This is a genomic window from Blastococcus aggregatus, from assembly GCF_900221005.1.
Lineage (GTDB): Bacteria > Actinomycetota > Actinomycetes > Mycobacteriales > Geodermatophilaceae > Blastococcus > Blastococcus aggregatus.
The window spans coordinates 742,277-754,782 of the sequence record NZ_OBQI01000001.1; the positions used below are offsets into that span (position 1 = coordinate 742,277).

14 protein-coding genes are annotated in these 12,506 nt (G+C 74.8%); 6 read left to right on the top strand and 8 right to left on the bottom strand.

Annotated features, from left to right (window positions below; translation table 11 throughout):
- The first annotated feature begins 14 nt into the window (after nucleotides 1-14).
- Complete coding sequence (locus tag CRP29_RS03750) at nucleotides 15-1,298, top strand: DUF445 domain-containing protein (RefSeq protein WP_097193665.1); 1,284 nt, start codon at nucleotides 15-17, stop codon at nucleotides 1,296-1,298.
- A gap of 10 nt (nucleotides 1,299-1,308) precedes the next feature.
- Here CRP29_RS03750 and CRP29_RS03755 read toward each other — a convergent pair whose 3' ends face one another.
- The 6 genes from CRP29_RS03755 to CRP29_RS03780 all read right to left on the bottom strand — a co-directional run bounded on the left by CRP29_RS03755 (nucleotide 1,309) and on the right by CRP29_RS03780 (nucleotide 5,946).
- Nucleotides 1,309-1,737 (bottom strand): CBS domain-containing protein, encoded by a 429-nt coding sequence (locus tag CRP29_RS03755; protein WP_097193666.1) that lies wholly within the window; start codon nucleotides 1,735-1,737, stop codon nucleotides 1,309-1,311.
- 68 nt (nucleotides 1,738-1,805) lie between these two features.
- Complete coding sequence (gene rlmB, locus CRP29_RS03760) at nucleotides 1,806-2,822, bottom strand: 23S rRNA (guanosine(2251)-2'-O)-methyltransferase RlmB (RefSeq protein ID WP_245852387.1); 1,017 nt, start codon at nucleotides 2,820-2,822, stop codon at nucleotides 1,806-1,808.
- On the bottom strand, nucleotides 2,804-4,204 hold the full coding sequence (gene cysS, locus CRP29_RS03765; RefSeq protein ID WP_097193667.1) for a cysteine--tRNA ligase: 1,401 nt from the start codon (nucleotides 4,202-4,204) through the stop codon (nucleotides 2,804-2,806). The genes rlmB and cysS overlap by 19 nt, the downstream gene beginning before the upstream one ends.
- A gap of 31 nt (nucleotides 4,205-4,235) precedes the next feature.
- A complete protein-coding gene (gene ispF, locus CRP29_RS03770) occupies nucleotides 4,236-4,739 on the bottom strand; it encodes a 2-C-methyl-D-erythritol 2,4-cyclodiphosphate synthase (protein WP_097193668.1) in 504 nt (167 codons plus the stop codon).
- The gene (ispD, locus tag CRP29_RS03775; protein ID WP_097193669.1) at nucleotides 4,736-5,413 is read right to left on the bottom strand and encodes a 2-C-methyl-D-erythritol 4-phosphate cytidylyltransferase; all 678 of its coding nucleotides are present in this window, start codon (nucleotides 5,411-5,413) and stop codon (nucleotides 4,736-4,738) included. The genes ispF and ispD overlap by 4 nt, the downstream gene beginning before the upstream one ends.
- 50 nt (nucleotides 5,414-5,463) lie before the next feature.
- Nucleotides 5,464-5,946, bottom strand: a complete 483-nt coding sequence (locus CRP29_RS03780; RefSeq protein ID WP_097193670.1) for a CarD family transcriptional regulator — start codon at nucleotides 5,944-5,946, stop codon at nucleotides 5,464-5,466.
- 123 nt (nucleotides 5,947-6,069) lie between these two features.
- Between CRP29_RS03780 and CRP29_RS03785 the strand changes: the two genes are divergently transcribed.
- From CRP29_RS03785 to disA, 4 genes are all read left to right on the top strand, one after another.
- Entirely contained in the window at nucleotides 6,070-6,924 is an 855-nt protein-coding gene (locus CRP29_RS03785) for a UbiA family prenyltransferase (protein ID WP_097193671.1), read from the top strand.
- A 127-nt stretch (nucleotides 6,925-7,051) separates the two neighbouring features.
- The gene (locus CRP29_RS03790; RefSeq protein ID WP_097193672.1) at nucleotides 7,052-7,663 is read left to right on the top strand and encodes a copper chaperone PCu(A)C; all 612 of its coding nucleotides are present in this window, start codon (nucleotides 7,052-7,054) and stop codon (nucleotides 7,661-7,663) included.
- A 61-nt stretch (nucleotides 7,664-7,724) separates the two neighbouring features.
- Nucleotides 7,725-9,089, top strand: a complete 1,365-nt coding sequence (radA, locus tag CRP29_RS03795) for a DNA repair protein RadA (protein WP_097193673.1) — start codon at nucleotides 7,725-7,727, stop codon at nucleotides 9,087-9,089.
- A 102-nt stretch (nucleotides 9,090-9,191) separates the two neighbouring features.
- On the top strand, nucleotides 9,192-10,277 hold the full coding sequence (disA, locus tag CRP29_RS03800; protein WP_097193674.1) for a DNA integrity scanning diadenylate cyclase DisA: 1,086 nt from the start codon (nucleotides 9,192-9,194) through the stop codon (nucleotides 10,275-10,277).
- Here disA and CRP29_RS03805 read toward each other — a convergent pair.
- A complete protein-coding gene (locus tag CRP29_RS03805) occupies nucleotides 10,268-10,756 on the bottom strand; it encodes a hypothetical protein (protein WP_141437038.1) in 489 nt (162 codons plus the stop codon). The two genes, disA and CRP29_RS03805, sit on opposite strands and share 10 nt — an antisense overlap.
- A gap of 65 nt (nucleotides 10,757-10,821) precedes the next feature.
- Nucleotides 10,822-11,514: a MucR family transcriptional regulator gene (locus tag CRP29_RS03810; RefSeq protein ID WP_097193676.1), complete on the bottom strand. Its 693-nt coding sequence runs from the start codon at nucleotides 11,512-11,514 to the stop codon at nucleotides 10,822-10,824.
- Nucleotides 11,515-11,591: 77 nt separating this feature from the next.
- Between CRP29_RS03810 and CRP29_RS03815 the strand changes: the two genes are divergently transcribed.
- Nucleotides 11,592-12,494, top strand: coding sequence for an HhH-GPD family protein (locus tag CRP29_RS03815; protein ID WP_281256763.1), 903 nt, complete (start codon nucleotides 11,592-11,594; stop codon nucleotides 12,492-12,494).
- The last annotated feature ends 12 nt before the right edge of the window (nucleotides 12,495-12,506 follow it).

Below are 12,506 nucleotides of genomic sequence, written 5' to 3' on the forward strand. Positions count from 1 at the left end.
CCTAGGCTTCGGCTGTGCAGGAACCCCGACCGTCGTCCCTCCCGCTGACCGGCTCGCTCGAGGATCCCCAGCGGGCCCGCGACCTGGCCCGCATGAAGCGGCTGGCGACCGGGCTGTTCCTGGCCGCCGCCGTCGTCTTCGTCGTCTGCGTGCTCCTGGGGCCCGAGCAGGGCGCCTGGGTCGGGTACGTGCGCGCCACCGCGGAGGCCTCCATGGTCGGCGCGCTGGCCGACTGGTTCGCCGTCACCGCGCTCTTCCGGCACCCGCTCGGGCTGCCGATCCCGCACACCGCGATCATCCCGCGCAAGAAGGACCAGATCGGCGAGAGCCTGGGCACCTTCGTCCAGGAGAACTTCCTGACCCGCTCGGTCGTGGAGGAGAAGCTCAGCACCATCGACGTCCCCGCCCGGCTGGGCGCCTTCCTGGCCTCCCCGGGACGGGCCGAGCGCCTCTCGGGGGACGCCGCCGCCGTCCTCGCCGCAGTGACCGACCTGCTCCGTGACGAGGACCTCGAGCCCGCCGTCGCCGGGCTGGTCCAGCGCAAGCTGCACGAGACGCCGGCCGCGCCGGTGCTGGCCCGGGTCCTGGAACTGGTCGTCGACGGCGACCGGCACCAGGAGGTGCTCTCGGCGGCGATGCGGCTGCTGTCGCGGTTCCTCGAGGAGAACCGTCTGGTCTTCCGCGCCCAGCTCGGCGACGCCTCCCCGGCCTGGGTCCCCGACTGGGTGGACGACCGCGTCTTCGACCGCGCGTTCGCCGGCATCCAGCGGTTCTTCGCGGAGGTCGGGGCAGATCCCCGGCACGAGCTGCGCCGCTCCTACGACGTCCGCCTGCGGGCCTACGTCGCGGCGCTGCGCACCGACCCCGAGACGGCGGCCCGCGTCGAGTCGCTGAAGAAGGAACTGCTCGAGCACCCGGCGGTGCGCGCCTGGTCGGGCTCGCTGTGGTCCAACGCGAAGACCGTGGTCCTCGACGCCGCCGCGGACCCGGACTCGGAGCTCCGCGCCCGGGTGACCGGCCTGATCCTGGAGGGCGCCCGGCTGCTGGAGAGCGACCCGACGGTGCGCGAACTGGTGCAGCGGCACGCGCACGGCACCGTCGGCTACCTGGCCGAGCGGTTCTCCCGCGACATCGCCGAACTGGTCAGCGGCACCGTCGCCCGGTGGGACACCTACGAGACCAGCCAGCGGATCGAGCTCCAGGTCGGGCGCGACCTGCAGTGGATCCGGGTCAACGGCACCGTCGTCGGCGGCCTGGCCGGCCTGGTCATCTACTCGGTGGCCCAGCTGATCGGCTGAGCGCCGGCCGTCAGGTCTGGATGTAGTCGACCAGCTGCCGGCGCTCCTCCTCCAGCTCGTCCAGCCGCGCCTTGACGACGTCGCCGATCGAGACGATGCCGACCAGGACGTCGTCGGCGACGACGGGGACGTGCCGGACCCGGTGGTCGGTCATCGTCCGCGCGAGACCGTCCACGCTCGCGTCGGGCGGGCAGACGTGCACCTGGGTCGTCATCACGCTGGAGACCGGGTCGGCGAGGAGCTGCGCTCCGCGCTCGTGCAGTCCACGGGCGACGTCCCGCTCGGAGATGATGCCGTCGACCCGGCGGCCGTCGGAGGAGACGACGAGCGCGCCGATCCCCTTCTCCGCCAGCAGTTCGAGCGCGGCCCGCACGCTGTCGGAGCCGTCGATGGTGGCGACCGCAGGGTCCTTGTGACGGAGCAGTTGGCTGATCTGCACGCGAGCCTCCTCGGGGGGCGGTGGCGCGGAGTGTGCTCCTCCACCCCCCGGAGAGGCAACGGCTCAGCTCAGCTGGGGGACGGCTCCTGGCCGCGGTGCGCTCCGGAGGAGCGCCGGACCATCGCGACCTGGTACAGCGCGATGCCCGCCGCGACGCTGACGTTGAGCGACTCGGTGTCCCGGTCGATCGGGATGCGCACGACGACGTCGCACTTCTCCCGCACCAGCCGCGACAGGCCGGTCCCCTCCGCGCCGACCACCAGTGCGACGGCGTCGGCGAAGCCGTCGTACTCGTGCAGCTCGATGTCGCCCTCGCCGGCCAGGCCGACCGTCTGCAACCCGGCGTCCTGGTAGGAGCCCAGGGCGCGCGGCAGGTTGACCGCCCGCGCGACCGGGATGCGGGCGGCGGCACCGGCGCTGGTGCGCCAGGCCGAGGCCGTCATGCCCACGGCGCGACGCTGGGGCACGACGACGCCGTGCGCGTCGAAGGCCGCCGCGGAACGCACGACGGCACCCAGGTTGCGCGGATCGGTGACGCCATCGAGCGCGACCAGCAGCGGCGGGCGGCCCGAGTCGTGGGCCAGGTCGAGCAGGTCGTCGGGGTGCGCGTAGTCGTAGGGCGGCACCTGCAGGCCGATGCCCTGGTGCAGCGCACCCTGGGACATCCGGTCGAACTCGGCCTTCCCGACCTCGAGCAGCGGCAGCCCGCGGTCGGCGGCCAGGGCCAGCGCCTCGGTGATCCGCTCGTCGGTCAGGCGCTGGTTGTCACCGGTGACGACGTAGAGCGCGTTCGCCGGGATGCGCGCGCGCAGCGCCTCCACGACCGGGTTCCGGCCGAGCAGCAGCTCCGGCGACTCCTCGGAGCGGGCCCGGGCGCGGGCGCGCTCGGAGCGGGCGTGCGCCTCGGCCGCGGCCTTGCGCTGGGCGGGGTGCCCGGGACGCGCCTCGGCCGGCGGCGTCGCGCCCCGGCCCACGAGCGAACGGCGGTTCTTCCCACCGGTGCCGGCGGTGGCGCGCTTCTTGCCTGCGCCGTCGCTACGGCCTCGGCGCTGGCTGTTGCCGGCCATCAGCGGCTCAGCTCCCATCGGGGTCCATCAGGGGTGTCCTCGACGGAGACGCCGAGGGTGGTCAGTTGGTCGCGGATCGCGTCCGCGGCGGCGAAGTCCTTGCGGGCCCGTGCGGCCTGGCGCTGCTGCAGCGCGAGCGCCACGAGCCCGTCGGTCGCCTGCGCGAGCCGGTCGTCGGAGCCGGGAGCCCACTGCGGGTCCAGCGGGTCCAGCCCGAGGACGCCGAGCATCGCGCGCACGGCCCCGAGAGCAGCCGCCGTCGCGGCGTCGTCCCCGTCGCCGAGCGCGGTGTTGCCCAGCCGGACGCCCTCGTGCACGGCCGCGATCGCGGCGGGGGTGCCGAGGTCGTCGTCCAGAGCCGTGCGGAACGCCTCCGGCAGCTCGCAGCCGCCGGCGTCCACACCCACCCTCTCGACCGCGCGCTTCACGAACGACTCGATCCGCCGGTAGCCGGCGGCCGCCTCGTCCAGCGCGGCGTCGGTGAACTCGATCATCGAGCGGTAGTGCGGCGCGACGAGGTAGTAGCGCAGCTCCACCGGGCGCACCCGCTTGACGACCTCGTCGACCTGGGCGGTGTTGCCCAGCGACTTGCTCATCTTCTCGCCGCCGAGGGTGACCCAGCCGTTGTGCATCCAGTACTGGGCGAACCGGTCGCCGGCCGCGCGGGACTGCGCCTGCTCGTTCTCGTGGTGCGGGAACCGCAGGTCCAGGCCGCCGCCGTGGATGTCGAAGGCCTCGCCGAGGTACTTGCCGGCCATCGCCGAGCACTCCAGGTGCCAGCCCGGCCGGCCACGGCCCCACGGGGTGTCCCACGCCGCCGTCTCCGGCTCGCCGGGCTTGTGCGCCTTCCAGAGGGCGAAGTCGCGGGGGTCGCGCTTGCGCTCGTCGGTGTCGGTGTCGGCGGCGGGCTCCAGGTGCTCGAGCCGCTGCCCGGTGAGCGCGCCGTACTCCGGGAACGAGCGGACGTCGAAGTACACGTCGCCGTCGACGGCGTAGGCGTGCCCGCGGTCGATCAGCCGCTGCATCAGCCCGACCATCTCCGGCACGTGGCCGGTGGCCCGCGGCTCGTAGGTGGGGGGCAGCACGCCCAGGACGTCGTAGGCGCGGGTGCAGGCGCGCTCGTTCAGGAAGGCCCAGGCCCACCACGGGAGATCGTGCTCCGCGGCCTTGGCCAGGATCTTGTCGTCGATGTCGGTGACGTTGCGGACGTAGGTGACCTCGAGGCCGCTCGCGGCCAGCCAGCGGCGCAGCACGTCGAAGGAGACCGCGGCCCGGATGTGGCCGACGTGCGGCGGACCCTGCACGGTGAGACCGCAGACGTAGAGCGACGCCCGACCGGCACGCAGGGGCGTGAAGTCGCGGACCGCACGGGCGGCCGTGTCGTACAGGCGGAGGCTCACTGCGCCGAGTCTACGGAGTCGCGGGCCGTGCTCACGCCTCCGGAGAGGCGGGCTCCCCCGTCCGGACCACCAGGGCCGTGGCCACCGCGGCCCGCCCCTCGCCCCGGCCGGTGAGGCCCAGGCCGTCGGTGGTGGTGGCGGTCACGCTCACCGGAGCACCGAGCGCGGCGGACAGCACCGCCTCCGCCTCGGCACGGCGGGGGCCCACCTTGGGGCTGTTCCCGACCAGCTGCACCGCGGCGTTGCCCACCTGCCAGCCGGCGTCGGCGAGGACGGCGCGGACGTGCGCGAGCACGTCGGCACCCCGGGCGCCGGCCCATCGCGGGTCGTCCGTGCCGAGCAGCGCGCCGATGTCGCCCATCCCCGCCGCGGAGAGGACGGCGTCGGTGAGCGCGTGGGCGACGACGTCGCCGTCGGAGTGGCCGGCGCAGCCGTCGACGCCCGGCCACTCCAGCCCGGCGAGCCAGCAGGCGCGGCCGGCCTCGACCGGGTGGACGTCGGTGCCGACGCCGACGCGCGGCAGTGCGGTGCTCATGTGGTGGTCTCTCCGAGGGTCAGGGTGAGCTCGGCCAGGGCCAGGTCGTGCGGAACGGTGACCTTCGCCGAGCGCTCGTCACCGGGCACCGTGGTCACCGCGACCCCGGCCCGCCGCACGACGGCGGCGTCGTCGGTGAGCTCGGCGTCGGGCTCCAGCGCGTCGTAGGCGGCCTCGAGGGTGGCCCGGTCGAAGCCCTGGGGGGTCTGCACGCGCCGCAGCGGTGCGCGCGGCACGGCGTCGACGACCAGGCCGTCGTCGTCGACCAGCACGGTGGTGTCGACGACCGGGAGCACCGGCACCACCGCGAGCGCCCCGGCGCCGAGGGCGCCGAGCACCCGGGCGACCGCCCCGGGCGGGGTCAGCGGGCGGGCGGCGTCGTGCACCAGCACGGCGGTGGCGGCGGAGCCGGCGGCGGCCAGGCCGGCCCGCACGGACGCGGTGCGGGTGGCGCCCCCGTCCACGACGGTGACCTCCGGTGGCAGCACGGCCTCGAACTCCGCGCGCTGCGCGGCCGGCACGACGACGACGACCTCGGCCACGCCGCCGGCGAGCAGGCCCTCGACCGCCCAGCAGACCAGCGGACGGCCGGCGAGCGGCACCAGCGCCTTGGGGAGATCGGCCCCCAGACGCGAACCACTCCCGGCCGCTGCGACGATCGCGACAGCGTGCACGGGAGTGGTCCGGACGTCTTTCAGGAGCCGAGTGCTCGAGGAGAGCGAGCTCAGCTGGCGAGAACCTCGTCGAGCAGGATCTCGGCCTTGTCCTCGTTGGTGCCCTCGGCGAGCGCGAGCTCGCTGACCAGGATCTGACGGGCCTTGGAGAGCATGCGCTTCTCCCCCGCCGACAGGCCACGGTCCTTGTCGCGACGCCAGAGGTCGCGGACGACCTCGGCGACCTTGTTCACGTCACCGGAGGCCAGCTTCTCGAGGTTGGCCTTGTAGCGGCGCGACCAGTTGGTCGGCTCCTCGGTGTGCGGGGTGCGGAGCACCTCGAACACCTTGTCGAGGCCTTCCTGGCCCACGACATCGCGAACGCCCACGATCTCGGCGTTGTCCGCCGGGACGCGCACGGTCAGATCGCCCTGGGCGACCTTCAGTACGAGATAAGCTCGCTCGACGCCCTTGATGGTCCGCTGCTCGATCGCTTCGATCAGAGCGGCACCATGGTGCGGATAGACGACGGTCTCGCCGACAGTGAAGCCCATGTGAATGTGACCCCTTTCGCTGACTCCAGAGTACCACGGCAGACTGACCCGACGGACCCGAGTCGTGCTGCAAAGGTGCAGGTCAGAAGGCAGGTCCGCCTCGGGCGAGGGGTTGACAGAGGCATGACCGATGTGCGTGCACCGGGCTCGTGGCGGGCTCTCGCGGCCGGTCTGGCGCGCGCCACGCATCCCGGTCCGGCGGTGGCGGTCACCGTCGTCGCGACGCTGCTGGCGGTCGCCGCGGACGTCGGCGGCGCGCGGACCGGAGTGATCTTCGTCGCTGTTCTCGCAGGTCAGGCGTCCATCGGCTGGAGCAACGACTGGCTCGACGCCGATCGGGACCGCGCCGTCGCCCGATCCGACAAGCCGGTGGTGCAGGGCGCCGTCGCCCCCGCGCTGCTGCGATCCGCGGCCCTCGCCGCCGTCGCCGTCGCCGTCGTCCTCTCCCTCCTGCTGGGGATCGTCCCGGGGCTGCTGCTGCTTGCCCTGGTGGCCAGCGGCTGGGCCTACAACGCGGGACTGAAGCGCACCGCCCTCTCCGCGCTGCCCTACGTGACCGGGTTCGGTGCGCTGCCGGCCGGCGTGGTCGCCGCCGCACCGGGCACGCCGTCGGCGCCGTGGTGGCTGGTGGCCGCCGGTGGGGCCCTGGGTGCTGCCGCTCATCTGGCCAACGTCGCCCCCGATCTCGAGGACGACCTCGCCACCGGGGTGCGCGGCCTCCCCCACCGGCTGGGCGCGACCGTCTCGGCGATCACCTGCGCCGTGCTGCTGCTCGCGGCCTCGCTCGTGCTGGTGCTCGGACCGGACGGCCCTCCGACCGCCGCCGGCTGGGCAGGCCTGGTGGTCGCGGTGCCCGCGGCCGTCGTCGCCGCGCTGGCCGGCACCCGGCGCGGGCGTCGGCTCGCCTTCCCCGCCGTCATGCTCCTGACCGTGCTCGACGTCGTCCTGCTCGTGACCGGCGGCGCCGGCGTCACCTGAGCCGGCGGCCCCGCGGTTCACGCCTTCCCTGCGGGCGAGTCGCCGGGAGCGCCCGTTAGGCTCCAGGCGATCCTCGCGCCACCGAACCCGCGGTGGCCGGACCGAACCTGTGTGGAGGTCGACGGCTGTGAAGCGCGCTCTGCGGGCCGCCATCGTGGGCGTTGCTCTGTTCTCACCCGTTGCCCTCTCCGCGTGCAGCGCGGGACAGGTCGCACAGACCGCCACCCAGGAGCGGGACAAGGTCGGCGCCATGGCGGAGGTCGGCGACCTCACCCTGCGCCAGGTGAACCTGGCCCACCCGCGCAGCGGGAGCTACGACGCCGGCGACGACGCCGAGCTGACGATGGCCATCGTCAACACCGGCGACGAGGCCGACACGCTCGTCTCGGTCGAGGGCGAGGGCTTCGGTGACGTCGAGATCGCCGGCACCCCGTCGGGCAGCGCGTCCACCTCGGCGTCCGACGAGATCGAGCTTCCGGCGGACACCACGGTCTTCGTCGGCTCCGACGACGGAACGATCACCCTGACCGACCTGGACGAGCCTCTGACCGTCGGGCAGCACCTGTCCCTCGTGCTCACCTTCGAGAACGCCGGCGAGGTGACGGTCATGGCCACGGTCGCGACCCCCGCCGAGGAGCTCGAGCGCGAGGAGGGCTTCGACTTCCACCACTCGGAGGAAGAGGGCACCGAGGGTGCCGAGGACGTCGCGCGCGAGCGCGAGTCCGCCGTCGGCGACTGACCGACCTTCCCGGCCGGCGGCGCTCCCGCGTCCTGTCGGTGGCCGGGGTTAGCGTCGCCCCGTGCCGCCCGCCGGAGTGAAGACCGCCCGCCCCGCCCACCGCTGCACCGAGTGCGGCTACGCCTCGGCGAAGTGGGTCGGCCGCTGCCCGGAGTGCCAGGCCTGGGGCACGATCCAGGAGATCGGCACGGCCGGTCCCTCGCTCCGCGCCGTCGCGGCGGGCCCGGTCACCGCACCCGCCCGCCCGATCGCCGAGGTCGAGCTGGCCGGCGCACGGGCCGTCCCGACCGGCATCGGTGAGTTCGACCGCGTCCTCGGTGGCGGGCTGGTCCCCGGCGCGGTGCTGCTGGTCGCCGGCGAGCCCGGGGTCGGCAAGAGCACGCTCCTGCTCGAGGTCGCCCACCGCGTCGCCGCGAGCAACGGCCCCGCGCTGGTCGTGTCGGGCGAGGAGTCGGCCGGCCAGGTCCGGCTGCGCGCCGAGCGCATCGGCGCCCTGCACGAGCGGCTCTACCTGGCCGCCGAGACCGAGCTCTCGGCCGTCCTCTCGCACGTCGAGCAGGTCAACCCGACGCTGCTCGTCCTCGACAGCGTCCAGACGGTGCGCTCCCCCGGCGACGGCACGGACGGCGGTGCGACGCAGGTCCGCGCGGTCGCCAGCGCGCTGACCGCCGTCGCGAAGAGCCGCGGGATGACCACGATCCTGGTCGGCCACGTGACCAAGGACGGCGCGATCGCCGGCCCGCGCACCCTGGAGCACCTGGTCGACGTCGTCATCTCCTTCGACGGGGAGCGGCACTCCACGCTGCGGCTGGTCCGCGCCACCAAGAACCGGTTCGGCCCGGCCGACGAGATCGGCTGCTTCGAGATCGGGGACACCGGCGTGGTCGGCGTGCCCGACCCCTCGGCGCTGTTCGTCTCGCGGCGCGCGGCCCCCGTGCCGGGCAGCTGCGTCACCGTCACGATGGAGGGCAGCCGGCCCCTGCTCGCCGAGGTGCAGGCCCTGGTCGCCAGCTCCTCGGGCGGCGGCTCCCCGCGGCGGGCGGTCAGTGGTCTCGACGCCCAGCGGGTGGCCATGATCAACGCCGTCGTCGAGCGCCGCGGCGGGGTGAAGCTGGCCGACGCCGACGTGTTCGCGGCCTCCGTCGGGGGCGTGCGCATCGCCGAGCCGGCGGCCGATCTCGCCCTCGCGCTGGCCATCGCCTCGGCCTCCAGCGACCGCGCCCTCCCGCCCGGGATGATCGCGCTCGGCGAGGTCGGGCTGTCCGGCGAGATCCGCCGGGTGGGCGGCACCGGCCGCCGGCTGGCCGAGGCCGCCCGGCAGGGGTACCAGGTGGCCTTCGTCCCGCCGGACGCCGGCCCCCCGCCGCCCGGCATCCGCCTGGTCGAGGTGCCCGATCTCGGATCGGCGTTCTCCCGGCTCTTCTGAGCCCTGGGGGTTCCGCATCTGAGATGCTGACCCGGAGCCCGGTCCCCCGTGGGCAGGGCACGTAGACTCGGCATCCGCACCACTCGACCGTCAGGAGCGCTCGTGCCCGCCGCTGAGGACGCCGAGGTCGCACTGCGCGAGCTCCTCGGCCGGATCGCTCCGGGCACCGCCCTGCGCGACGGTCTGGAGCGCATCCTGGCCGGCCGTACCGGCGCGCTCATCGTCCTGGGCTACGACCGCGTGGTCGAGTCCCTGTGCACCGGCGGCTTCGCCCTCGACGTCGCACTGTCGGCCACCCGCCTCCGCGAGCTGGCCAAGATGGACGGCGCGGTCATCGTCTCCTACGACGGCAGCCGGATCGTGCGCGCCGGAGTGCACCTGATGCCCGACCCGACCGTGCCGACCGAGGAGTCGGGCACCCGCCACCGCACGGCCGAACGGGTCGCGATCCAGACCGGCTTCCCGGTGATCTCGGTGAGCCAGTCGATGCACATCATCAGCGTCTACGTGACCGGGCGCCGGTACACCCTGGAGCACCCCACCACGATCCTGGCGCGCGCCAACCAGGCGCTCGCGGCCCTGGAGCGGTACAAGCTGCGGCTCGACGAGGTGGCGAGCACGCTCTCCGCCCTGGAGATCGAGGACCTCGTCACGGTGCGCGACGCGATGAGCGTCAGCCAGCGGCTGGAGATGGTCCGCCGCATCGCCGACGAGATCGAGGGCTTCGTCGTCGAGCTCGGTACCGACGGCCGGCTGCTGGCGCTGCAGCTCGACGAGATGCTCGCCGGTGTCGAGGAGGACCGCGGCCTGCTCGTCCGCGACTACCTGCCCGACGGCGGCCGCCGGGTCCGCACGATCGACCAGGTGCTCACCGACCTCCGCGCGCTGACCGCCACCGAGCTGCTGGACCTCTCGGCCGTGGCCCGCTGCTACGGGCTGCCCACCTCGCCCGACGCGCTCGACTCCCCCGTCAGCCCGCGCGGGTACCGGCTGCTCAACCGGGTGCCGCGGCTGCCGTCGGGGATCATCGACCGGCTGGTGGAGCACTTCGGCGGGCTGCAGAAGCTGCTCGCGGCCACCATCGAGGACCTGCTCGCCGTCGAGGGCGTCGGCGAGGCCCGGGCCCGCGGGATCCGCGAGGGGCTCTCCCGCCTCGCCGAGACCTCGATCCTCGACCGCTACAGCTGATCGCCACCGGCGCTCAGCGCCGGGTGCCACCGCGTGGTCAGCAGGAGCATCCACACGTAAGCCGTCACGGCCATCGTGCCCAGCACGGTCGTGACCGCGTCGAGCCAGGCTCCCCCGAGTCCCAGCAGCTGCTCGAAGAGGACGCGGAGGAGCAGCGCGGCACCCCAGGTGGTGACCGCCCCGTCGGACCAGCGGCGGACCCGGACGACCGCCAGGTCGCCGGCGGTCTCCGCCGACGAGAAGACCCGTCGCAGGTAGACCAGCGCGAGCACCGCGGTGAGGGCCGCGCCGACCGTCAGCACGACCAGGGTGGTTCCCGGCTCGTCGGACCCCCGCCTGTCCACCAGCCACACCAGGCCCGCGGCTGCGGCGAGGACGGGCGCCGCCCACCCGAGCACGAGCCCCGTACGGCGCCAGGCGAGGAGGCTCTGGACGTCGTCCGGAGCCGGTGGCTGGTCGTTCCAGGGTGCCCGCCTCATGTCGAGCGGCAACACTAGGGCCGGGGGATCGGCGCGACCGGGTGGGATGAGCGCCGGTCCACCGATCAGGTGAGCGCCAGGGCCGCGTCCGGTGAGCTCTTGGTGTCCAGCCGGCCGCGGACGGCGTAGCTGCCGGGCGGTGGCGGGGTCCGCTCGCCGGCGCAGTCGGGCGCGCTGGTCAGCCCGCCCCACACCACGGGGAAGACCACCGCCTCACCGGGCGCCAGCGTCCGCACGTCGGGGCCGGACTCGGGGAAGCAGTCGTTGCTGCCCCACACCCGCGCGCCCGCGCCGTCGAGCAGGATCAGCTCCTGCAGCCCCTTGTCCAGGTCGCGCACGCAGGGCGTGGCCGACGCGTTGACCACGACGAGCTCGAACACCGGCTTGGCGCCCACCGCAGCCGTGCCCGGGGTGCGGACCTCGACCGCCAGCATGTCGTCGCTGCACGGCCCGCCCGCCTCGACCGGCGGCGCAGCGGCGACCTCGGGTGCCGGGAGGGCCGGATCGGCGGCCACCGGCTCGGGTGGCTCCGGGGTGCGGACGGCGGTCAGCGAGGGCACGACCAGCTCCAGGGCCGGCGTCGGCGCCGGCTCCGCCGCCTCCGTCGAGGCGCTCCCACCGGCGTTCGCGGACCCACCGGAGAGCAGCAGGAACCCGCCCCAGGTGCCGGCACCCAGGACCGCGAGCAGGACGGCCAGCACCACCAGGCGACGGCGCCAGTAGACGCGCGTCGGGAGCGGTCCGACCGGGTGCAGCACGGGCGGAACGCTAGCCGGGGCAGGCCCCGCCGCCCGACCCGGCACGCCGCTCCCCGGGGACGGCACACTGGACCCTCGTGACCAGCCTTCCCATCCGTCCCGCGCCGCACACCGGACCGGCTGCGGGCGAGGTGATCGTCGACTGGTTCGCCGGCGCCGCCCGCGACCTCCCGTGGCGCCGTCCCGGGGTGGACGCCTGGGCGGTGCTGGTCAGCGAGGTGATGCTGCAGCAGACGCCGGTGGCCCGGGTGGAGCCGGTCTGGCGGGAGTGGCTCGCCCGCTGGCCGCGGCCATCCGCGCTCGCGGCCGCGAGCCCGGCCGACGTCATCCGCGCCTGGGGCAAGCTCGGCTACCCGCGGCGGGCGCTGCGGCTGCGGGAGGCCGCGGCGGCGATCGCGGAGCGGCACGGGGACGTCGTCCCGTCGGCGGTCCCCGAGCTCGAGGCGCTGCCGGGGATCGGCACGTACACCGCCCGCGCGGTGGCCTGCTTCGGCCACGGTCAGCGGCAGCCCGTCGTCGACACCAACGTCCGGCGGGTGGTCGCCCGGCTGGTGCACGGCCGCGCGGAGGCCGGCACCGCCCGGGCCGCCGACCTCGACGACGTCGCCGTCCTCGCACCGGTCGACGAGCAGCGGGCGGTGCGCTTCTCGGTGGCGATCATGGAGCTCGGCGCGCTGGTCTGCGTGGCCGGCACCCCGCGGTGCGGGACGTGCCCGGTCCGCGACCGGTGCGCCTGGCGGCTGGCCGGCTCGCCCGCGCACGACGGCCCGGCCCGGCGGGTGCAGAAGTTCGCCGGCACCGACCGGCAGGTGCGCGGCCGGCTGCTCGACGTGCTGCGGGCCGCGCCGGAGCCCGTGGACGCCGCGGCCCTCGAGCCCGCCTGGGACGACGCCGTCCAGCGCTCGCGCTGCCTGGACTCGCTGCTCGCCGACGGTCTGGTCGAGCAGACCGAGGACGGCCTCTTCCGCCTCCCGGCCTAACGACAGGAGGCC